This is a genomic window from Dactylosporangium sp. CA-139114, assembly GCF_050955725.1.
Taxonomy (GTDB): domain Bacteria; phylum Actinomycetota; class Actinomycetes; order Mycobacteriales; family Micromonosporaceae; genus Dactylosporangium.
The window spans coordinates 7521348-7541435 of record NZ_CP192080.1; the positions used below are offsets into that span (position 1 = coordinate 7521348).

The 20088-nt window shown below is 72.8% G+C and carries 21 protein-coding genes and 1 pseudogene; 8 read left to right on the forward strand and 14 right to left on the reverse strand.

Annotated features, from left to right (window positions below; all coding sequences use genetic code 11):
* Together ACQP2P_RS33430 and ACQP2P_RS33435 are read right to left on the reverse strand one after the other, a co-directional pair.
* Entirely contained in the window at positions 1-1320 is a 1320-nt protein-coding gene (locus tag ACQP2P_RS33430; RefSeq protein ID WP_433607674.1) for an ATP-dependent 6-phosphofructokinase, read from the reverse strand.
* Positions 1321-1501: 181 nt separating this feature from the next.
* Positions 1502-3355 (reverse strand): ricin-type beta-trefoil lectin domain protein, encoded by a 1854-nt coding sequence (locus ACQP2P_RS33435; RefSeq protein WP_433607676.1) that lies wholly within the window; start codon positions 3353-3355, stop codon positions 1502-1504.
* Positions 3356-3493: 138 nt separating this feature from the next.
* Between ACQP2P_RS33435 and ACQP2P_RS33440 the strand changes: the two genes are divergently transcribed.
* Together ACQP2P_RS33440 and ACQP2P_RS33445 are read left to right on the forward strand one after the other, a co-directional pair.
* Positions 3494-4498: a LacI family DNA-binding transcriptional regulator gene (locus ACQP2P_RS33440; RefSeq protein ID WP_433607678.1), complete on the forward strand. Its 1005-nt coding sequence runs from the start codon at positions 3494-3496 to the stop codon at positions 4496-4498.
* A gap of 21 nt (positions 4499-4519) precedes the next feature.
* Positions 4520-4843 carry a YciI family protein gene (locus ACQP2P_RS33445; protein WP_433607680.1) on the forward strand — a complete coding sequence of 108 codons (324 nt, stop codon included), beginning with the start codon at positions 4520-4522 and terminating at the stop codon, positions 4841-4843.
* 29 nt (positions 4844-4872) lie between these two features.
* Here ACQP2P_RS33445 and ACQP2P_RS33450 read toward each other — a convergent pair whose 3' ends face one another.
* From ACQP2P_RS33450 to ACQP2P_RS33465, 4 genes and pseudogenes are all read right to left on the reverse strand, one after another.
* A complete protein-coding gene (locus ACQP2P_RS33450; protein ID WP_433607682.1) occupies positions 4873-6024 on the reverse strand; it encodes a serine hydrolase domain-containing protein in 1152 nt (383 codons plus the stop codon).
* Positions 6021-6479 carry an NAD-binding protein gene (locus ACQP2P_RS33455; protein ID WP_433619363.1) on the reverse strand — a complete coding sequence of 153 codons (459 nt, stop codon included), beginning with the start codon at positions 6477-6479 and terminating at the stop codon, positions 6021-6023. The genes ACQP2P_RS33450 and ACQP2P_RS33455 overlap by 4 nt, the downstream gene beginning before the upstream one ends.
* Positions 6456-6890 (reverse strand): annotated as a pseudogene (locus ACQP2P_RS33460) (NAD(P)-dependent oxidoreductase); the annotation flags it as partial. The pseudogene ACQP2P_RS33460 and the gene ACQP2P_RS33455, both read right to left, overlap by 24 nt.
* A gap of 7 nt (positions 6891-6897) precedes the next feature.
* Positions 6898-7431, reverse strand: coding sequence for a hypothetical protein (locus tag ACQP2P_RS33465; protein WP_433607684.1), 534 nt, complete (start codon positions 7429-7431; stop codon positions 6898-6900).
* An 87-nt stretch (positions 7432-7518) separates the two neighbouring features.
* Between ACQP2P_RS33465 and ACQP2P_RS33470 the strand changes: the two genes are divergently transcribed.
* Both ACQP2P_RS33470 and ACQP2P_RS33475 read left to right on the forward strand, forming a co-directional pair.
* Positions 7519-9132: a sensor histidine kinase gene (locus ACQP2P_RS33470; RefSeq protein ID WP_433607686.1), complete on the forward strand. Its 1614-nt coding sequence runs from the start codon at positions 7519-7521 to the stop codon at positions 9130-9132.
* Positions 9129-9785, forward strand: a complete 657-nt coding sequence (locus ACQP2P_RS33475; protein WP_433607688.1) for a response regulator transcription factor — start codon at positions 9129-9131, stop codon at positions 9783-9785. The genes ACQP2P_RS33470 and ACQP2P_RS33475 overlap by 4 nt, the downstream gene beginning before the upstream one ends.
* Before the next feature lie 25 nt (positions 9786-9810).
* Here the strand turns inward: ACQP2P_RS33475 and ACQP2P_RS33480 are convergent, their stop codons facing one another.
* The 6 genes from ACQP2P_RS33480 to ACQP2P_RS33505 all read right to left on the reverse strand — a co-directional run bounded on the left by ACQP2P_RS33480 (position 9811) and on the right by ACQP2P_RS33505 (position 15363).
* The gene (locus tag ACQP2P_RS33480) at positions 9811-10005 is read right to left on the reverse strand and encodes a DNA-binding protein (protein WP_433607690.1); all 195 of its coding nucleotides are present in this window, start codon (positions 10003-10005) and stop codon (positions 9811-9813) included.
* A 132-nt stretch (positions 10006-10137) separates the two neighbouring features.
* Positions 10138-11346 carry an FAD-dependent oxidoreductase gene (locus ACQP2P_RS33485; protein ID WP_433607692.1) on the reverse strand — a complete coding sequence of 403 codons (1209 nt, stop codon included), beginning with the start codon at positions 11344-11346 and terminating at the stop codon, positions 10138-10140.
* 63 nt (positions 11347-11409) lie between these two features.
* A complete protein-coding gene (locus ACQP2P_RS33490; RefSeq protein ID WP_433607694.1) occupies positions 11410-12006 on the reverse strand; it encodes a PadR family transcriptional regulator in 597 nt (198 codons plus the stop codon).
* On the reverse strand, positions 12003-12860 hold the full coding sequence (locus ACQP2P_RS33495; RefSeq protein WP_433607696.1) for an oxidoreductase: 858 nt from the start codon (positions 12858-12860) through the stop codon (positions 12003-12005). The genes ACQP2P_RS33490 and ACQP2P_RS33495 overlap by 4 nt, the downstream gene beginning before the upstream one ends.
* A 295-nt stretch (positions 12861-13155) precedes the next feature.
* Positions 13156-13590, reverse strand: coding sequence for a hypothetical protein (locus ACQP2P_RS33500; RefSeq protein ID WP_433607698.1), 435 nt, complete (start codon positions 13588-13590; stop codon positions 13156-13158).
* An 882-nt stretch (positions 13591-14472) separates the two neighbouring features.
* Entirely contained in the window at positions 14473-15363 is an 891-nt protein-coding gene (locus ACQP2P_RS33505) for an SPFH domain-containing protein (RefSeq protein WP_433619365.1), read from the reverse strand.
* 345 nt (positions 15364-15708) lie between these two features.
* Here ACQP2P_RS33505 and ACQP2P_RS33510 point away from each other — a divergent pair, with 345 nt between their 5' ends.
* The 3 genes from ACQP2P_RS33510 to ACQP2P_RS33520 all read left to right on the forward strand — a co-directional run bounded on the left by ACQP2P_RS33510 (position 15709) and on the right by ACQP2P_RS33520 (position 18224).
* On the forward strand, positions 15709-16389 hold the full coding sequence (locus ACQP2P_RS33510) for an NUDIX hydrolase (RefSeq protein WP_433607700.1): 681 nt from the start codon (positions 15709-15711) through the stop codon (positions 16387-16389).
* A gap of 396 nt (positions 16390-16785) precedes the next feature.
* On the forward strand, positions 16786-17292 hold the full coding sequence (locus ACQP2P_RS33515; protein WP_433607702.1) for a MarR family winged helix-turn-helix transcriptional regulator: 507 nt from the start codon (positions 16786-16788) through the stop codon (positions 17290-17292).
* A gap of 368 nt (positions 17293-17660) precedes the next feature.
* Positions 17661-18224, forward strand: coding sequence for a hypothetical protein (locus ACQP2P_RS33520; protein ID WP_433607704.1), 564 nt, complete (start codon positions 17661-17663; stop codon positions 18222-18224).
* A 96-nt stretch (positions 18225-18320) separates the two neighbouring features.
* Here the strand turns inward: ACQP2P_RS33520 and ACQP2P_RS33525 are convergent, their stop codons facing one another.
* Entirely contained in the window at positions 18321-18713 is a 393-nt protein-coding gene (locus ACQP2P_RS33525) for a hypothetical protein (RefSeq protein ID WP_433607706.1), read from the reverse strand.
* 469 nt (positions 18714-19182) lie between these two features.
* Positions 19183-19383, reverse strand: a complete 201-nt coding sequence (locus tag ACQP2P_RS33530; RefSeq protein WP_433607708.1) for a hypothetical protein — start codon at positions 19381-19383, stop codon at positions 19183-19185.
* A 116-nt stretch (positions 19384-19499) separates the two neighbouring features.
* Between ACQP2P_RS33530 and ACQP2P_RS33535 the strand changes: the two genes are divergently transcribed.
* Entirely contained in the window at positions 19500-19934 is a 435-nt protein-coding gene (locus tag ACQP2P_RS33535) for a MarR family winged helix-turn-helix transcriptional regulator (RefSeq protein ID WP_433607710.1), read from the forward strand.
* Positions 19935-20088: the final 154 nt, after the last annotated feature.

A 20088-nucleotide genomic window follows, 5' to 3' on the forward strand; every position in this document is an offset into this window, starting at 1 on the left:
TCAGGCGAAGACCGGTGGCTGTCCGGTCGCCTCGAGCACGGACAGCCACAGGTCGCCGTCGGGGTCGACGAGGTTGCGCGAGCTGATGGCCAGCGCGATCGGCACGTGGACGAACCGGCCCCGCCAGCGGCCGACCACCATCTCGGTGCGCCCCGCCATCGCCGCGTGCACGGCGGCGTGGGCCAGGCGGATGCAGTACACGCTGTCGTACGGATCGGCCGGCACGCTGCGGATGGTGTAGCTCGGGTCGATGTACTTGAGGTTGGCCTCGACCCCGGCGGCGGCGAAGTGCTCGGCGATGCGCCCGCGCAGATACCGCCCGAAGTCCTCCAGCCGCACGTTGCCCGAGGCGTCGCGCCCCTTCGCGGACAGGTACTCCTGCCCCGCCCCCTCGGCCACGACCACCATCGCGTGCCCGCGGTCCACGACGCGGCGGCGCAGGTGCTCGAGGAAGCCGCCCGGCCCGTCGAGCGCGAACGGCACCTCGGGGATGAGCACGTAGTCGGCGTCGTTGTTGGCGAGGGCCGCGTAGCAGGCGATGAACCCCGAGTGCCGGCCCATGAGCTGCACCAGCCCGATGCCGTTGGGGAACGCGGTCGCCTCGACGTGCGCGGCGCGGATCGCCTCCGTCGCCTTGCCGAACGCGGTCTGGAAGCCGAAGGAGCGCTCGATGTAGGGGATGTCGTTGTCGATGGTCTTGGGCACGCCGACGACGGCGATGCGCAGGCCCCGCTCCGCGACCGTCTCGGCGATGCGCAGCGCGCCGCGCATCGATCCGTCGCCGCCGATCACGAACAGCACGTTGATGCTGAGCTGCTCCAGGCAGTCCACGATCTCGTCCGGGTCCTGGTTGCCGCGGGACGTGCCGAGGATGGTGCCGCCGTACTCGTTGATGCCCGCGACCACGTCGGGGCTCAGGTCCACGACCGGCCGGCCGTAGCGCGCGGTCATCCCCTGGTAGCCGTTGCGGAAGCCCACGATCCGGCGCACCCCGTAGTGGTTGGTGAGCTCCAGCACCAGGGCCCGGATGACGTCGTTGAGCCCCGGGCAGAGGCCGCCGCAGGTGACGATGCCGACCCGCGTCTTGGACGGGTCGAAGTAGATCTTCGAGCGCGGGCCGCCGGGCTCGAACCCCGGCAGCTCCGCCACCGGGACCCCGCGGGCGGCGACGAGCGCGACGGTGTCGTCCAGCAGCACCCGGTCCGCCTCGTCCACGTAGTGCCGCGTGGTGCCCTGCCGGCGCAGCAGCGCCGAGAGCGGCGAGTCGATCCGGCTCTCGCCGAGCCGGGCGACCTCGAGCTGCGCGCGTTCGTCGACCATGCCCACCATGCTCCGCCCGGGGCGTTTCACCCGGGTTAACCGGCGTCCCGGGCCCGCTCGTACTCCGGCCGGGGCTGCCCGCCGCGGAAGGTCCCGATCACCATGACCAGCATGGCCGCGACCATAGCGACCGGGTCCCGGACGACCACCCCACCGTCGCCGTCCGGGACCCGGGCGTTTTCTATGCGGGCAGCGTCCAGCGCTGGTTCGCGCCCGCGAAACACGTCCAGATCTGCAGCCGCGCGCCGTCGGCCGTCGAGTTGTCGGTGACGTCGAGGCACTTGCCCAGCGCGCGCAGCGTCCCGTCCGCGTTCGCCGTCCAGCTCTGCGCGGCCGAGCCGTTGCAGTCGTACAGCTGGATCTTCGTCCCGTCCGCGGAGCTGGCCGAGGTCACGTCGAGGCACTTGCCCAGCGCGCGGATGGTGCCGTCGGTGCCGACCGTCCACTGCTGCGCGCCGGTGCCGTTGCAGGTGTAGAGCTGCACCGCCGTGCCGTTCGCGGAACTCGCCCCGGCGACGTCGACGCACTTGCCGCCGAGGCCGGTGATCTGCCCCGTCCGCGACGGCGTGGTCGTGGTCCCGGCCTTCCACGTGAACGTCGCCGAGGTCTTGGTCGGCAGGCTGTAGGTGAAGTGCTGGCCGTTCCAGTTGACGGTCACCGCCTGGGTGCTGCCGGTGTTGTTGTACGCGATGAGCGCGCGGGTGCCGTCGGTGTTGAGGTACGCGATGTTCGGCACGCTCGCGTTCGCCGTGGAGTCCACGCGCCAGGCGCCGGGCTGCACGAACTTGGTCAGGTGGCCCATCGTGTAGTACTCGATGGTGTAGTCGACCTGGCCGGAGCGCGAGTCCCCGTTGTGGACGGTGATCAGGCCGGTGCAGGTCCCGCAGCCGCCGTAGTGCGGGCCCATGTTCTGGTCCACGGCCAGGCTCCACTTCGTGAAGCTCTTGGACCAGTTCCGGCCGTAGTCGATCAGGTTGAGCATGTCCTCCTGCTGCTGGTTGGCGATCCAGGTGCCGCCGGAGTGCTCGGTGCTGTACGCGTCGAGGCTCGGGTACTGGTTGTGCACCGACGTCTGCTTGGTGACGTCGCCGCCGTAGCCGTGCCAGGCGATGCCGCCGAAGAGGGAGTCGTTGCGGATCGCGGCGTCGTTGACGGACTGGGCCGCGTAGGAGTCGTACACGTCCCAGTTCCAGTCGTGCACGAGCACCTTCGTCGACAGGCCCGCCGCGTGGAAGGCCGGCAGCAGGTTCGAGCCGACGAAGTAGTCCAGGCCGTTGGCGTTCCAGCTCATCGACGGGTATCCGGCGCAGCAGGTGGGCTCGTTCTGCGGGGTCACGAAGTCGACCTTCACGCCCTGCGCCTGGTAGGCCTGGACGTACTTCACGAAGTACTGGGCGTAGGCCGCGTAGTACTGGGCCTGCAGCCAGCCACCGTTGAGGCTGCCGCTGTCCTTCATCCAGCCCGGTGCCGTCCACGGGCTCGCCATCGTGGTCAGCTTCGGGTTGAGCTGCTGGGCCTGCTTGGTCAGCGGGAGCACGTCGGCGAGGTCGTGGGCGATGCTGAAGCCGGTCAGGCTCGGGTCGGTCTGGCCGGCGGGGCGGTCGTCGTAGGAGTACCCGGTGCGGGCCAGGTCCGAGGCGCCCATGGGGTTGCGCAGGAAGCTCAGGCCGATGCCGTTGACCGGGTCGAAGAGCTTCTGCATCACGGCCGTGCGGGTGCTCGCCGACAGCGCGCCGGAGCTGTTCATGAGCCAGGCCGCGGTGTCGGTGAACGATGCCCCGCCGCCGGTGAAGGTCTGGTAGCGGGTGGCGTCGTTGACGGTGATGTTCTGCCCGCTGCCGCCGGTGCCGGAGCTGAACCCGACGGCGGTCTGCTGGGCCAGGCCGCGGGTGACGGTGCGGCCGCCGGCGTCGCTGGTGGTGGTGAGCCAGACGTTCACGGACTCGCCGGCCGCGAGCGCGTGCGGCGCGGCGACGAAACCAACCGCGCCAAGGGCGGCCGCCGCGAGCGCGGCGATCCCGTAGCGAAGTCTCATGTGGCCTCCTAGGCCAGGGTGAAGGCGGTGCGGACGCCGACGGCGATGTAACGGAATGAAACGTCCTGTAACATCGCTGGGCATCAGCAAACCGCTGCGAGGATTGACTGTCAAGACTCTTAAGAGAAAGAGGCGACGATGGCGGGCCGTCGACGGGTGACCGTGCGCGACATCGCGGCCGAGACCGGGATGTCGATCGCGACCGTCTCTCGCGCGCTCAACGACCACCACGCGGTCACGCCCGCGACCCGGGCGCTGGTGCACGAGGCGGCCGAGCGGCTGCGGGCCCGCATCGGGGTGAGCGGCAAGCCCAAGGGCGGGACGGTCTTCGTGCGCTGCCCGTACGTGCTCACCGACTACTTCGGCCTGATCGTCTCCTCGATCGCCGAGACGCTGACCCTGCACGGCCGCCAGCTCGTGCTCACCGCGGGCGAGGCGGCCCAGCGCACCCCGCTGCTGGCCGACCTCGACGGCCGCGAGGGCGTCACCGGCGTGATCGTGATCCTGCCCCCCGAGCCCGGCGACGACCTCGTCGAGCTGCAGCGGCGCCGGATGCCGTTCGTGGTCGTCGACCCGCGCACGACGCTGCCCCGCGACATCGTCTCGGTCTCGGCCGCGCACTTCGCCGGCGCCCGCCGCCTCACCGGCCACCTGGTCGAGCTCGGGCACCGGCGCATCGGCGTCATCGGCGGCCCGACCGAGTGGCTGGCCAGCGACGCGCGGCTCGCCGGGCACAACGCGGCCCTGGCCGACGTCGGCGTGCTGCCGTCCGGGGAGCTGCTGCGCAGCGTCGAGCCGACCACCGAGCGCGGCCACCGCGCCGCCGGCGAGCTGCTCGACCAGCCCGGCCGCCCGACCGCGCTGGTCTGCTTCAACGACAAGGCCGCCGTCGGCGCGCTGCGGGCCGCGGCCGAGCGCGGCCTGCGGGTGCCGCAGGACCTCTCGATCACCGGCTTCGATGATCTCGACCTGGCCCAGGCCACCGGCCTGACCACGGTGCGCCAGCCACTGCCGGAGATGGGCCGCATGGCGGTGTCGCTGCTGGTCCGGCTGCTGGAGCAGCACGAGCTCGACGCCCTGCACGTGGAGCTGGCCACGGAACTCGTCGTGCGTTCATCGACCGCCCCGCCACCTCTCGCCTGACGAGGTGCGATCCTGGTGGGCATGACGCCGCGCATCTGGTTCGTCCTGCAGCACCGCCCCGGCCCGGCCGCCGACCCGGCCGTGCGGGTCACCGACCAGCCAGGCTTCCGGGAGCACCTGGCGTTTCTCAGCCGGCGCGCGGAGGACGGGACGTTAGTGGCCGCGGGCCCCTTCGACGACACGGACGGCTCGGTGGACGAGGCCATGACCGTGCTGGCCGCGGCGAGCCTGGAGGACGCGGTGCGCCTGGCCGAGCAGGACGACGAGGCCGTGCGCTCGGGGCTGCTCGCGGTCACCGTGCGCACGTGGACGGTCGTGATGACCCCGGCCGTGGGCGAGGACTGAGCGGGTGCCGTACCGGTCGCACGAGCCGGTTAGGCGTCGGCGAGGACGTTCGCGGCGGCCTTGCGGGCCGGGTTCACGCTGCCCCGCGTCGCGTCGGGGTGGACGCGGTTGGTCAGCAGCAGCAGCGCGCGGCGGTGCGGGTCCAGCACCATCGACGTGCCCGTGAACCCGGTGTGGCCGAAGGCGCCGTGGCCGGACAGCCGCCCCATGTACCAGCTCTGGTCGACGTCGAACCCGAGCCCGTGCGCGGCCGCCGGGCCGAAGCGGGCGTTGGCGTCGGTCCGCATCCGCTCCACCGTGGACGGCTTGAGCAGCGGCCCGCCGCCGTCGAGCAGCGCCTGGCCGAACAGCGCGAGGTCCGCGGCGGTGGCGAAGATGCCCGCGTGCCCGGCCACCCCGCCCAGCGCGGCCGCGGACGGGTCGTGGACGGTGCCGCGGATGCCGCCCTCGGTCGCGGCGACGCGCGGGAGCAGGGCCGGCGGCGGGAGGTACCCGGTGTCGGCCATTCCCAGCGGCTCCGCGATCTCCCGGCGCACGAGGGTGTCGAGGCGCTCGCCGCGCAGAGCGGTGACGATCGCACCCAGGGCGATGAAGTTCTGGTCGGCGTAGAGAAAGCCGCTGCCGGGCGGCGCGACCGGCGGCTGGCCGAGGATGAACGCGAGCCGCTCGCCGGGGGTGTCACCGGACAGCGGCGTGTCCTTGGACAGGCCCGACGTGTGCGTGAACAGCATCCGGACCGTGATGCCGGGCTTGGCGCCGAAGGACGGCAGGTAGCGCATCGCCGGCGCGTCGAGGTCGAGCCGCCCCTGCTCGGCCAGGCGCAGGGCGAGCACGGCGGTGAACGTCTTGGTCAGCGACGCCAGGTCGTAGACGGTGCCGGCGCGGGCCGCGACCCGCTCGGCGACGGGCAGCTCGGTCTTGTCGGCCGCGTAGCGCACCGCGTCCCCGACCGCGAAGTGCGCGGCCACGCGCCCGCCGACGGCCGCGAGCACGACGGCGCCGGGGTAGAGCGGGAACCGCGGGTTCTCCGGCGTGGCCGTGAGATACCGCCCGGCCGCGGCGCGCAGCCCGGCCTCGTAGCGGGTGACCGCCGGGGCCTGCGCGACCCTGGACGGCGCGCCGCACCCGGTCAGCACGGCGGCGGCCCCGAGGCCGAGCAGCCGCCGCCGGCTCAGCGTCACCGGGGCGACCGGATGGCCTCGTAGACGGCCGCCATGTCGTCCTCCCCGCACCCGCGCGCCACCGCCTCCTCGAGCAGCTCCCGCGCCGTGTCCACGACCGACGAGTCGACGCCGACCGCCGCCGCCAGCTCCCCCACGAGCCGGGCGTCCTTGGCCGCCCCCTCGGCCGGGAACGCCACCGGATACTCGCGCTCGCGCATGAGCGGGCCCTTGAGGTGCGCATACGGCCAGTCCAGCGACCCACCCTCGATCAGCGGCAGGAAGTCGACCCCGAGCGCGTCGGCCAGCGCGGCGCTCTGCGCGAACGCGGCGGTCGCGGTCACCACCCAGCTGTTCACGACGAGCTTGGTCCGGCTGCCCTGCCCCGCCTCGCCCAGCCAGGTCACCTTGGCCGAGATCGGCGCGCAGAGCTCCTCGACCCGCGCCCGCGCCGACGCGGGGCCGGACGCGAGCACGTTGAGCTTGCCCTGCTCGGCCGGCCCGCGGGTGCCCAGCACCGGCGCGTCGACGTACACGAGTCCCAGCTCGTCGGCGAGCCCGGCCAGCTCGTCGGCGCCGGCCGCCCCGACGGTGCTCATTTGCAGCCACAGCGTGCCCTTGGCCAGCCCCGGCGCCGCGGCCCGCATGACCTCGGCGACCGAGGCCGCGTCGAACAGCACCGTCACGACCGTGTCCGCGCCGGAGACGGCCTCGGCCGGGCTGCCGGCCACGATCGCGCCGTCGGCGGCGAGCGGCTCGGCGTTGCCGCGGGTGCGGTTCCACACCCGCACCTCCTGCCCGGCCTTGAGCCAGTTGCGGGCGATCGCCGCGCCCATGATTCCGGTGCCCAGGACTGCCAGTGTCATGCCTTCGATCGTGCCACGCGGCCACGGCTCAGGTGACGTGGCCGCACTCGCACGCCTTCTCGATGGCGCGCAGCGTCTGGCGCATGTCCACGGTCTTGAGCCCCGCCCCGATCACCACGACAGTGGTGCCGTCGACGAGCGAGGGGACCATGCCCAGCTCGTTCTGGTCGTAGTCGTCGAGCGCGTGCGGGTCCTTGAACGTCACGAAGATCGCCTGCGCGACGCGGTGCGGCACCATCTCGCCGTCCGTCAGGTGGCAGTCGTACTCCGCGAACGCCGACACGTTCGCCCGGTACTTGGCGTCGATGTTCGCCGGGTCCGTCACCCACTCCCCCTTCGGGCAGTCGGGGTCCTTGGCGAACGCCGGCTCGACCTGCTGCTTGACGAGCGCGAGGGTGAGCTTGCCCGGGGCCGGCGCGGCCGCGGCGCTGGTCGGGGCGGCGGCACTGGTCGGGGCGGCGGCACTGGTCGCGGCGGGGGCGGCGACCGTGGGCGCCGGCTTGGGGCTGGCACAGGCCGCGAGCATCAGCAGCGCCGCGGCCGGGATGATGAGGGTTCGCATGCGGCTCAAGGTAGGGATCGGCCCGGATCCCCGACATCAGTGCCAGCACGTATTCCCCTGATGCGTCGGGTGCCCGACGATACGAGGGTGCGCACGGCCCTGCGGAGCCTGGCGGCGGCCGCGGCGGTCGCCGTCGCCGTGCTGGGCCGGGGCGAGTTCGGCGCGTGGGAGTTGGCCTGTTTCGTCGCCGCCGGGCTGCTGCACACCGAGGTCGGCCTGCGGATGTGGCGCGAACGGCCCGACTCGCGGATGGGCCCGCTCATGCTCGCCGCCGGCCTGTGCTGGCTCGCCGACGGGGCCGGCCGCGTGGCGCTGCCGGGGCTGTTCCGCGACGACCTCATGCTGGGCATGGTGTACCAGCCGCTGGTGCTGCACTGCGCGCTGGTCATCCCGGTCGGGCGGCTGCGCGGCCGGCTCGACCACGCCACCGCCCTGGCCGGCTACCTGTTCTGGCCGGCCGCCCTGCTCGCGTGGTGGCTGACGCCGGGGCACCCGCCGGGGATCGCGGGCCTGCTGCAGGTGCGGGCCGCGACCTATCCGGCCGTCGGCGTGTTCCTGCTGCTCTTCCTGCTGCACCGGTACCGTGCGGCGACCCCGCTGTACCGTGCCGCCTACACCCCGTTCTGGATCGCCAACCTGCTCAACGTCGCCGCGACCGCGATCGTCAGCGCCGACTGGTACGTCCCGGGCTCCGGCCCCCAGATCGCCTACTACGCCGGCAGCGCCGCGATCCCGGTCGGCGCCTGGCTCAGCCTGGCCCGCAGCCAGCCGCCCCCGCCGGCCATCCGCTCGCTCGTCGCCGCCCTCGGCGCCGAGCAGCCCGCCCCGGCCGCCCTGCGCGACGCGCTGCGCACCGGCCTCGGCGACCCCACGCTCGAGGTCCTCGCCCTCGACGAGATCGCCGCGCACGCCCACGACCACCCGCGCGCCGCCCTGACCCCGCTGCGGGTCGGCGGCCGCGAGGTCGGCGCCCTCGCGCACGATCCCGCCCTGGCCGCGGCCCCCGACGTCCTGCACGCGGTGCTGCGCATGGCCGCCCTGGTCCTCGACAACCAGCTCCGCCTCGACGAGGTCCGCCGCTCCCGGCGCCGGATCGTCGAGGCCGCCGACGCCGAGCGGCGCCGCATCGAGCGCAACATCCACGACGGCGTGCAGCAGCGGCTCATCGCCGCCGCCCTGCTGCTGCGCCGCGCCCAGCGGGCCGCCGGCTCCTCCGCGCTGCTGGACCAGGGCTTGTCCGAGCTCGACACCGCCGTGGCGGAGCTGCGCGAGATCGCCCGGGGCATGAACCCGCCCGCGCTCGTCCTGCACGGCCTGGCCGGGGCCCTGGAGAGCCTGGCCGAGCGCTCCCGCGTCGCGGTGCGCGTCGACGACCGGGCCGGCGGCGCGGCCCTCGGCGACGAGACCGCCGCGACCGCGTACTACGTCGCCCTCGAGGCGGTCACCAACGCCGAGAAGCACGGCGGCTCCGGCGACGTGGAGCTGCGGCTCACCGCGGTCGACGGCGACCTCGTCGTCCTCGTGCGCGACACGGGCCGCGGCGGGGCCGCGTTCGTCCCCGGCGGCGGCCTGGAGGGGCTGCGCGACCGGGTCGAGGCGTGCGGGGGGCGCCTGCTGCTGCACAGCCCGCCCGGCGGCGGAACCCGGCTCACCGCGAGGCTCCCGATGACCGCGGCGGACGTCACGGAGGCGGCACCATGACCGACCGGCTCGTCCTCGCCGACGACTCGCTGCTGCTGCGCGTCGGGCTCGAGCGGCTCCTGGCCGCCGAGGGCTTCGACGTCGTCGGCTCGGCCGGCGACGCGGAGGAGCTGCTGCGGCTGGTCGCGCGGGAGCGCCCCGACGCCGTCATCGTGGACATCCGCATGCCGCCGAGCTTCACCGACGAGGGGCTGCGGGCGGCCCTGCGCCTGCGCCGCGACGAGCCGGGGCTGGCGATCCTGCTGCTGTCGCAGTACATCGAGACCCGCGACGTGGTCACGATCCTGGAGCAGGGCGAGGCCGGCGTCGGCTACCTGCTCAAGGACCGCATCACCGACATCGACCGCTTCCTGTCCGACGTGCGCCGGGTGCTCGCGGGCGGCACGGCGATCGACCCGCTCGTCGTGGAGCGGGTCATGCGCCGCCCCCGCCGCCGCGACGACGAGGGCCTCGGCGCCCTGTCCGACCGCGAGCGCGAGATCCTGGCCCTCATGGCCGAGGGACTGTCCAATGTGGCCGTGTCCGAGCGGCTGTTCCTGGCCGAGCGCACCGTCGAGGCCCACATCCGCAGCATCTTCGTGAAGCTGGGCCTGCCCGCCCTGCCGGACACCAACCGGCGCGTCCTGGCCGTCCTGACCCACCTGCGCACCTGAGCCAGGCCGGCGGCGCGCAGCCCGGTCAGCGCAGCGCGAGCCCGTTGCGGCGCAGTGCCTCGTCGAGGATGCCGAGCGCCTTCGGGCCCATGCCGTGCAGCTTCGCGAGCTCGGCCCGCGCGACCCCGTCGAGCCGGCGCAGGCTCGTGTACCCGGCGTTGTGCAGCGCGCGGGTCGCCGGCGCCCCGATCTTCGGCAGCGTGTCGAGCTCGTCGTCCATGGCGCCGATGCTACGGGCCCGGTGCCGCGCTCGGACGCGATATGTCGGGCGCTCCGCGCCGCGACATATCGGATTTATACCTCGCCGGGGCATACGACGGATAGCCGGGCCCGGGAGACCGTGGACCAGCCGTCAGCGCGCGGTGCCGGCGACCGCCGCGGCCGGCGCCACGGGGGCGTCGAAGTCGATCGGGTGGTCGAACTGCCAGGCGAACCGCTCCGGGTCGCCGAACGCCTTCATCGCGATCGGCATGAGCACGTCGCGCAGCACCCGGGCGATCGGGCCGGCCGCCTTGCCGGCGTTGGTGCGCGCCGCCATCCTGATGATCCGCTCGACGCGCTCGCGGCGCATCCGCTCGTATTCGGCGAAGGCGCGCTCGACGGGCAGGTCGCGCAGGCACCGGGCCAGCTGCACGGCGCTCTCGACGGCGAGCGACACGCCCTGGCCCGAGCTCGGGGACGTGGGGTGGGCGGCGTCTCCCACCAGTACGACATGATCCCGATGCCACACGGGGACGCTCGGAATGTCCTCGAGGGCGCCGGTGATGACGAGCTCGTCGGGGCGCGTGCGCCGGACCATCTCCAGCACGGGGCCGCGATCGTCGCGCGCCGCGTCGGCGATGCGCCGCAGCCACTCCTCGGCACCGATCGCGCGGGCCTGGGCGGTGGTCATCGGCGTCGGGTGGGGCAGGTTCGCGAACCAGCCGGCCTCGTCGGGCTCGATCTGGTACCCGAAGAAGGCCCGCTTGCCGAAGAGCATGTGCATCCTCGGGCCGGTCGGCTCCAGCCCGTCGCCGGCGCACCGGGCGCCGAAGCCGAGCAGCCCGGCGTAGCGCGGGGACGGGGCGCCCGGGTCGATCGCGCGCCGGACCGTGGAGCGGATGCCGTCGGCGCCGACGAGGATGTCCCCGGCGGCGGTGCTGCCGTCGGCGAACCGGGCGACCGGACCGTCGAGGGAGACCAGCCGCTTGCCGTGCTCGATGCGGATCCCGCGCCGGGCGGCCTCCTCGTAGAGCGCGCGGTACAGCTCGAAGCGCCAGATCAGCAGCTGCTCGGGCAGCCGCGGCGGGGCCGCGAACTCGGCCAGGCGCTTGCCCGTCCAGCTCTGCATGACCATCGAGCGCATCGGCCGCCCGGCCGCGGCGACCTGCTCGTCGGCCCCGATCGCGGCGAGGGCCTGCCGCCCGTTGGGCGCGATGGCGAGCGCCCCGCCGACGCCGGTCGCCGGCCCGTCGTACGCCTCGTAGACCGTCGCCTCGATGCCGACCTTCCGCAGCGCCATCGCCGCGACCGGCCCGCCGATCCCGCCCCCGATGACCACCGCGCTGCCGATCCCGGCCATGACCAGCCCCCATCCCCTGGAATAGTTGATGCCAACTATCCATGGACGACTAGTCAGTGTCAACTATTCGGGCTTGAACTCCTCGCCGTGCGCCTCGGCCCACATCGGCCCCCACTCGTCGATCCGGGCCAGCAGGTCGCGCACGTAGGCGACCTCGGCGTCGATGAGGCTCAGGCGGTACACCTCCTCGGTGAGGAACAACGGGGGGACGCCCTGCCGCTCGGCCTGCTCGATCTCCTGCCTGGCCTCGGCGCGCTGCGCCGCGAGCCCGTCCAGCCGCCTGCCGAGCAGCGGCACGACCTCGTTCGGGCTCAGCGCCGCGATCATCGACAGCGCGCTCACGAACGCCGGGTACTCGTGCTGCGGCTCCCCCACCAGCTCGCGCAGCCAGTCGCGCAGCTCGGCGCGGCCGGCGTCGGTGATCTGGTACACGGTCCGCTCCGGCCGCGCGCCCTCGCGGCTGACCTCCTGCTCGGCCACGAAGCCGGCCTTGGCGAGCTGCTGCACCACCATGTACAGCGAGCCGTGGTTGAACTTGATACTGCGCGCGTCGCCGTGGTTACGCAGCGTCTTGGACAGCTCGTAGGGGTGCATCGGCGCCCGGCTCAGATAGCTCAGCACCGCCAGCCCGAGGAGGTTCCCGACCTGCCTTCGTTTCATGCGGGTGTACCGCCTGCGCCCAGCGCGGCCAGGTCGTCCTCGTCGAGCCGCAGGAGCCCGGCGGCCATGTTCTGCTCCAGGTGCTCCAGCGACGCCGTGCCCGGGATCAGCAGCGTGTTCGGCGCGACGGCGAGCACCCACGCGAGCGCGACCTGCGCCGGGGCGGCGTCGAGCCGGGCGGCGACCGCCTTCACCGCCGGGTGCCCCAGGACCCGCTCGCGCCCGAAGGCCGCGCCGAGCGGGAAGAACGGCACGAACGCGATCCCGCGCTCGACGCACAGGTCCAGCACCGGCCGCGACTGCTGATCGACGAGGTTGAACGGGTTCTGCACGCAGACGATCTCGGTCCGCGCGAGCGCCTGCCGCAACTGCTCCTCGTCCACGTTGCTCATGCCGATGCCCTCGATCAGCCCCTCGTCGCGCATCGCGATCATGGCGTCGAGCTGCTCGTCGAGCACCTTGGGATCGCCCTTGGCGTGCAGCCGCAGGTTGACGGCGGCCAGCCGCTCGACGCCGAGCGCCCGCAGGTTCTCCTGCACTCCCGCGCGCAGCTCCTCCGGCCGGTCCGCGGCCAGCCAGCCCCCCTTGTCGTCCCGCTTCGCGCCGACCTTGCTCACCAGGGCGAGGTTCTCCGGATACGGGTACAGCGCGCTGCGCAGAATCTCGTTGGCCACATCGGGCCCGTAGTACTGCGCGGTGTCGATATGGTCGACGCCGAGGTCCACGGCCCGGCGCACCACCGCGAGCGCCTCGGCCCGATCGCGCGGCGGCCCGAAGGCACCCCGCCCGGGCAGCTGCATGGCGCCGAACCCGACGCGGTGGACGTTACGCCGGCCCAGCGGGAAGGTCTTCACGCTCCTAATCTTCCACACGCCGCCTGCGGCGCTCGCCTACCGGCCACGCACACGACCACCGCGGTCTCGTCCACGGCGCTCGCCTTGGCGGCCGGGCTCGCCTCGCAGCCGGGCTCGCCTCGCAGCCGGGCTCGCCTCGCAGCCGGGCTCGCCTCGCAGCCGGGCTCGCCTCGCAGCCGGGCTCGCCTCGCAGCCGGGCTCGCCTTGCGGCCTGGCTCGTCCTGCGGTCTGGCTCGTCTTGTGATCGGGCTTGTCTTGTGGTCACTCACCCGACCACCGTGTGCCGTCCGGGCACTCACACGACCAGGTTGAGGCGCCGCTCTGCCACGCCGATGCTCACCCGCTGCCCCCACGACAGTTCGAGCCGGTCCGACTCCAGCCCATCGGCGAACACGACGAGCCGCTCCCCCTCACACGCCAGCTCCAGCCGCTCATCGGGCCCCAGCCGCCCATCGGTGAGCGTCGCCCCCGTGGCCGGCGACGGCCAGGCCTCCCGCACGAACCAGCACACCTCGGCCGCCTGCGGCCGCGGCAGCACCGGCGGATCGGCCCGCTCCAGCGCGATCGACGAGCACCACCCGGTGGCCCCGGTCCCGCTGCCGACCACCACCCCGGACGACGACTGCCGTTCGCGCTCCCCGTTCGGCGTCGTCAAGGTGTACCGCGCGGACTGGTGACTCACATGCCCGAAGTACACCTCGTTGAGCCCCAGCAAACTCCTGTCCGTCATCGAGCCGTGCCGACACCATGGTGCGCCGCTCGATATCACGGCTCTTGAGCACCCGCCCGACCGCCCGGGCCTCATGGCGCACGAGCACCCCCGGATTACGCCCCGGCTCCGGATCGACCCCGATCACCGGCTGCCCATCGAGGTACTTGGCCACATTCGCGACAAGCCCATCCTGCCCGACGGCGATGACAACGTCCTCGGGCCCGAACAGGAACCGCGGCAGATCCTCCCGGTCGATGTGCCCCCGCCGCCAGTCGGCCGGAATCGCGGCCCCGACCGCGGTCATCGCGGCCTGCAGCGCCTCGTGCCGCGCCGCGACCTCGCCGAGATCCCGCCCCCGCTGCCGCAGGTAGTAGTCGGCGGCGGCCCGGGTCCCATGCCGGCCGAGCAACTCGTCAAGCTCACTGCGCCGAGACACCATCACCACCCGAGGCGCGAGCGTGCTCATGCTTCCCCCTTCCCCGTAATCAACGGCCCCCGCCGCCTGACCAGCCTGAGCCGACTTCCGCGCGGACTCCTCCCCCTTCATGTCACCCACCCCGCGTGACCTCTCCCTCCATGTCACCCGCCTCTGTCGGCCATCCCCTCCACGTCACCCACTCGCGTCAACCGCCCTCTCCATGTCCGCACACCGGGTGGCGGAGGACCTCGCCGGTCGGGAGGCGGGCGCCGAGCCGCGAAGGACTTCGGCACCAGCCGCTCGCCCGCACCGCCTCACCCTCCGCGCGGCCCACCTCCCGCACGGCCCCACCTCCCGCACGGCCCCACCTCTCGCACGGCCCCACGTTCCGCGCGGCCCGGCTCGTCCACGCGCCTCGCCCGCCGTCGCGATCGCTGCGAGGCCGCCCCTCACTCGGCCCCGCAGCGATCCCGTCACCCCCTCTACTTGCCGAGCCGGTTGAGCAGCCCGGTCACCACATCCGGCGTGACCGTGAGCTGCCCGATCTCCGGCAGCTGCCCGGCCAGCTCCCGGAGGGCGAGCGCCTGTAGCACCGCGGGCGGCAGATCCCGATACGCCGCCACCCGAGCCGCCTCGGCCTCCCCCTCGGCCAACCCGACGGCGCGCACCCCATCGGCACGAGCCTGCGTCCGCAGCCGGTCCGCCTGCGCCTCGGCCGCCGCCGCCACTCGCGATCGCTCCGCCTCGGCCTGCGCGGCCACGAGCGCCGCGGCCGCATCGAGCTCGGCCTGCCGCTGCGTATTCGCCCCGTGCTGCTCGACCAGCTGCTGCTCCCGCCGGGCAAGCTCGATCTTGTTCTGCAGCTCGTTCTCGGCGATGGCCCGCTCCTGCTCAACGGCTCGAGCACGCCGCGCGTACGTCGCCCGGTCCGCCTCCTGCTGCACCGCCTCCCGAGTGGGCGTCTGCAGCGCCCGCTCGAGATCGGGCTCGGGCCGAATGGCCACGACCCGAGCCGACACGACACTGACCCCGGTATCGGTCAGCCGCGGATCGCTCCCGAGCGCCGCCGACACCGCCTCCCGAACGGGCGCGATCCCGGACGTGAGCGCCTCGGTCAGCGGCAGCCGGGCGAGCAGATCGAGCGCCGGCTGCTGAGCCAGCTCCGCCAGCAGCGTGGCGACCTGGTCGAGCGGCTGGGCCCGCCACTGGCCGCCCTTGGGGTCCACGGAGAAGTCCAGCCGCTCAGCCGCCGTGGCCGGCACGCTGATCCGATAGGTGACCGTGGCTTGGACGGTGACGTCGGCGAAGTCACTGGTACGAGCATGAAAGAGCAACGGCAGCTCCCGATCGTCCACGGGTACTTCCGACAGCACCGCGGTCAACGGCCGGTACCAGAACGACTGCCCCACGCCTTCGTGCCGCACCACCCCGTTGACGTGATGCCGCACCCAGCTGGTGGGGGCCCCGCGCAGGTGCCGCCAGAACAACCGCCGTGTCACATCGGCCATGGCGCCTCTCCCTCCCCTGACTCAGCGTCATCGGCTCGAGCGCACCGGGCCATGCCGCGGGTGACCCGCGGCAGCATCCGGCTCTCGCCACCGAACGAGTAGCAGCACGGTCACCCGCCCGGCCCAGCTCTGGAGCACCTACACTGCTCAGTTATCGTCAGAGCGACGATATAAGTTCAGCGGTTTTCTCGTCAACGTGGTGATAAATACATGTCATTCGCCGTCACGGTCGACCTGGTCATGCTCACGGTCCGGGCGAACGCCCTGTGCGTACTGCTCGTGCGCCGCGCCATCCCCCCGCACGAGGGCTCCTACGCCCTCCCGGGCGGCTTCGTCCTGGACACCGAGGACCTGACGGATGCGGCCATCCGCGAACTGTCGGAGGAGACCGGCGTCCAGCACCCGGCGTCGCACCTGGAGCAACTGGCCACGTACGGCTCTCCCGGCCGCGACCCCCGCGCGAGAGTGGTGACGGTCGCCTATCTGGCCCTGCTCCCCGAGGCCCCGGCGCCGACGGCGGGCAGCGACGCCGCCGAGGCCGCCTGGCTGCCGGTCGAGAGCCTGCCTGCGCTGGCTTTCGACCACGCGACGATCCTGCGGGACGGCGTGGAACGGGCCCGGGCCAAGCTCGAGTACTCCCCGCTCGCCGCCGCCTTCTGCCCGCCGGAGTTCACCATCGCCGAACTCCGCCAGGTCTACGAGGCCGTGTGGAACACCAAGCTGGACCCGAGGAACTTCCACCGCAAGGCCACGTCGACCCCGGGCTTCGTGGTCCCCACCGGCCGCTCCACCGCCGGCGACCGGGGCCGCCCGGCTCAGCTCTTCACCCGGGGCTCGGCAACGGTCCTCTACCCGCCGCTCCTGCGCGCCCTGCCCCCAACGAGTCCGTGACAACCGCACCGACCCGTTCGCGCACCCGGCCGCCATTCGCAGGCGAGGTCCCGACCTGACCCCGCCGCGCACGACACCGAGGCTCAGGATCGCGCTGACGGCCTGCAGGACCAGGCCGATCACGCCCCGATGGATCCGCCGGGCGCCCATTGTGCGCCCGGACGGCTGGGTCGACCCGGCTTTGGACGGCGGACGAGTCGCGGCCGTTGACGGCGACGCTGACCCCATCGGCCGCGAGCGTCCGGCGCGTGGCGCGCCGATGCCCCGGGACCCGCCAGCGACCAGGGCAACTTTGCCGGCCAGATCCGGATGACCGGTGAAAGCCATGACGCACTCCCTTCTCCGGACTGAATCGTTCAGTTGAGTGAATCGTTCTTCATGGTGTACGGTAGCCCTATGACGGACGGCAGGCAACCCACGAGGCCACGAGGGGCGGCCTTCCTTCTGGCGCAGCTCGGAGCACACGCGTCGGAGCGGTTCGCGGATCGCGTGCAGCAACTCGGACTCTCACCGACCGAGGTCGGACTGCTGCGGATGATCAACGGCCAGCCAGGACGAAGCCAGCAGTCGGTCGCCGTCGACCTCGGCGTGGTGCCCAGCCGCGTGGTGGTGCTCATCGACAACCTCGGCCACAAGGGCCTGGTCGAGCGACGCACCGGGAGCAACGACCGGCGACATCACGAGCTGTATCTGACCGTCGACGGGGAGCGGGTCATGATGGACATGCGATCCATCGCCACCGAGCACGACGACGAAATGCTCACCGCACTCGAGCCGGAGGAGCGTGAGCAGTTGACCGGCCTGTTGCAGAAGATCGCGGATCAGCAGGGCCTGACGCCGGGAGTGCATCCGGGCCACCGCCAAGCGACCGGGCGCCGAAAACCTGTCACCCCGGCCACGTGACGGCACGCGGGCGGCGGTTCCGAATTCCGTAGCGACGCCGTCCGCGGCCGTCGCCATTGCAGTCGCCATAGAACTCGGCCCACACCAGGACTCGAGTCGCATCCGGGACTTCCGCGAATCGGCGCCATCCGCGAAGGCGCACGGGTCAAGCCGGATACGCACCTCGGCCGCGAGCTGCGGTGGCTGCCGGAGCCGCGCGAGGTTCTGCCCGGTGCGGCCGGCAGGACACAGTGCGGGATTCCCGGGTTCGTGGTCGTGGTGGCGACGCGAGAAGGAGAGGTGAACGAGGCGGTCACACACAGGGTGGATCGGGAAGCATCGGCAGGAGCCGTGACTTGGCTGGCGCTGGGCCACTACGGTCTACGGGCATGAGCTCACCTGACGAGGTCGGTGTTGGTTCGGCCGACGTCGCGCCGTCGCCGGGGCCTACGCCTGCCGGGTTTGGCAGCAGAGTCGTCGCGCTCATCGGGGCGATCGGGGCGCTGCTCGCGCTGGCGTTGCCGTGGGCTCGGGAGGACAACACGGTCTCCGTGGAGACGAACTTCGGGACCGCCACGTTGCTCCAGCCGGGCGGCGACCAGTGGAGCGGGTGGGCGCTGCACGGCGCCAGCCGGCTCGACGGGCACCGGCCGGTCACGGTGGCGATGGCGATGCTGCTCATCACGGCCACGGTCGTGCTCGTCGGGACGGCCTGGACGACGTTCGAGCGGCCCCGGGCGATCTGGGTCGCGCCGACGATGGCCGGCGTGGCGGTGATGACCCTGATCGTCAGCGTGCCGGGGCTCGACGGAGTCGCGGGGAAGTTCGGGGCCGGGCATGTGACGACGGTGGAGTTCGGGTTGGTGGTGTGGCGTACGGCGCTGGCGGTCGTGGCCGTCGGAGCGATTCGGCTGGCGCTGCTGCAGGAGGCCAGCCGGCGAAGGTTGCGCTGAGCCCGGGCGGCGGAGGAGGACGGCGGGGCGAAAGGCCGACGCGACAGCACGGACGGCGTAACGCGACGCCTGACCGGGACTGACGCCTGACCGGGACTACAGCGTCGCGAGCCTGGCCCTGACGACGACGCAGCGGCGGCGTGGACGGGCGCAACGCGACGCCACGGCGACGGCGACGGCGACGGCGACGGCGACGAGCATCGCGAACGTCTCCAGGCCGAGCGCGTCGCCAGGGGCGGCGACAGCGGCGGCGAGGGCGACGGCTACGACGGCGAGCACCGCGCATGTGTCCAGGCCGAACGCGTCGGCAGGGGCGGCGACGGCGACGGCGACGAGCATCGCGAACGTGTCCAGGCCGAGCGCGTCGGTAGGGGCGGCGACAGCGGCGCCGAGGGCGACGGCTACGGCGGCGAGGGCGGCGGCGAGCACCGCGCATGTGTCCAGGCCGAGCGCGTCGGCAGGGATGGCGACGGCGATCAGGCTGGGCAACAAGCGACAGCGCCACAACGACGGCGACAGCACGGACCTGAGCAACGCGAGACAGCAACAGCGGCCGCGTCCGCGACTGTGCGACGACACCACAACGACGGCGACAGCACGGACCTGAGCAACGCGGCACACACCATAGCGACGGCGACTCGGCGAAGACCGCAACAGGCGCAGAGGCAGCAACACGACGCAGGCGGCGGTTCGGTGGCGGCGCCGATGGGAGACGGCGGAGACCGGCGAAGAAGTCCCGTCCGACACCCCGCTGTGACCGCCGACTACGTGATCAGCGGCGCCGGTGTGGGTGAGCCGGCCGCGTTGGACGTCCGTGCGGCGGCAATCCGGCACGCGCGCAACCTCTACGCGGTCGGTCCGACGACATGTCGTGGCCGCCGGGTGCGTGATCGGTGGCGCGAGGGCGGGTGAGCCGGTCGCCCGTGTGGAATGGGCGTGGCCGCGAAAGACCCGCCCGTCAGGCGGCAGAGTCCTCCGCTGCGCGTCGTTCGGCTGCTGCCCTGCGCTGGTTTTCGCGCATCTTCTTGTACTGGTCCCGCGCCTGAGGACTCCAGCCCTGGATGGCGCCCTCCACCGTCGCGGGGCCGAAGATTCGGAAGAAGAAGGTTCCCAGCCGGTCCTTCTTCTCGGCGGGGTCGCGGCGCTTCAAGCCAAACACGTCGGACGCTCCCTTGGCGTGCTAATGGTTGGGGTACCAATTGTTAGTGTACCGCTAGTATGGCAGCCGCCGGGGTTTGGCGGGAAGGGCTGGGACACGTGACTGAGGACGCAAGGGTGGGCGATCCGCTCGCGCTGGAGCATCAGGTCTGCTTCGCGCTGGCCGTCGCCTCGCGGAATGTGATTGCGCTCTACCGGCCGCTGCTGGAGCCGATGGGGCTGACGCACCCGCAGTACCTGGTGATGCTCGCGCTGTGGCAGCGCTCGCCGCTGTCCGTCAAAGAGCTCAGCCAACTGTTGCAGCTCGACCCGGGCACACTGTCGCCGCTGCTCAAGCGGCTCGAAACCGGGGGGCTCATCCACCGGCGGCGGGCCGAGCGCGACGAGCGGATGCTCGAGGTCACGCTCACCGCGACCGGGCGGGCGCTTCGAGCCGAGGCCGAGCAGATCCCGCCGGCCATCATCAAGCAGCTTGGCATGCCGGTCGACGAGCTCCTGCAGCTGCACGCGGCGCTCACCCGCGTCATCTCGATCACGTCGGCCAGCGACTAAAGCCCACAAAACGGACACCGAGTAGCGCGCCGACACCGAATAGCGAACCGACACCGAACAACGCGCCGAAGCCGGGCAACGCGCCGAAGCCGAACAGCGAACCGACACCGGGCAGCGGGCAGCGCGCCAGCGGGCGAGCAGAAGCCGGGCGCGG

Excerpts from the sequence above, each read along its gene's own strand:
- ACQP2P_RS33510 (WP_433607700.1), top strand. The coding sequence starts at position 15,709 with ATGTCATTCGCCGTCACGGTCGACCTGGTCATGCTCACGGTCCGGGCG.
- ACQP2P_RS33490 (WP_433607694.1), bottom strand. The coding sequence starts at position 12,006 with ATGAAACGAAGGCAGGTCGGGAACCTCCTCGGGCTGGCGGTGCTGAGC.
- ACQP2P_RS33515 (WP_433607702.1), top strand. The coding sequence starts at position 16,786 with ATGACGGACGGCAGGCAACCCACGAGGCCACGAGGGGCGGCCTTCCTT.
- ACQP2P_RS33435 (WP_433607676.1), bottom strand. The coding sequence starts at position 3,355 with ATGAGACTTCGCTACGGGATCGCCGCGCTCGCGGCGGCCGCCCTTGGC.
- ACQP2P_RS33500 (WP_433607698.1), bottom strand. The coding sequence starts at position 13,590 with ATGACGGACAGGAGTTTGCTGGGGCTCAACGAGGTGTACTTCGGGCAT.
- ACQP2P_RS33480 (WP_433607690.1), bottom strand. The coding sequence starts at position 10,005 with ATGGACGACGAGCTCGACACGCTGCCGAAGATCGGGGCGCCGGCGACC.
- ACQP2P_RS33520 (WP_433607704.1), top strand. The coding sequence starts at position 17,661 with ATGAGCTCACCTGACGAGGTCGGTGTTGGTTCGGCCGACGTCGCGCCG.
- ACQP2P_RS33465 (WP_433607684.1), bottom strand. The coding sequence starts at position 7,431 with ATGCGAACCCTCATCATCCCGGCCGCGGCGCTGCTGATGCTCGCGGCC.
- ACQP2P_RS33440 (WP_433607678.1), top strand. The coding sequence starts at position 3,494 with ATGGCGGGCCGTCGACGGGTGACCGTGCGCGACATCGCGGCCGAGACC.
- ACQP2P_RS33475 (WP_433607688.1), top strand. The coding sequence starts at position 9,129 with ATGACCGACCGGCTCGTCCTCGCCGACGACTCGCTGCTGCTGCGCGTC.
- ACQP2P_RS33430 (WP_433607674.1), bottom strand. The coding sequence starts at position 1,320 with ATGGTCGACGAACGCGCGCAGCTCGAGGTCGCCCGGCTCGGCGAGAGC.
- ACQP2P_RS33445 (WP_433607680.1), top strand. The coding sequence starts at position 4,520 with ATGACGCCGCGCATCTGGTTCGTCCTGCAGCACCGCCCCGGCCCGGCC.
- ACQP2P_RS33485 (WP_433607692.1), bottom strand. The coding sequence starts at position 11,346 with ATGGCCGGGATCGGCAGCGCGGTGGTCATCGGGGGCGGGATCGGCGGG.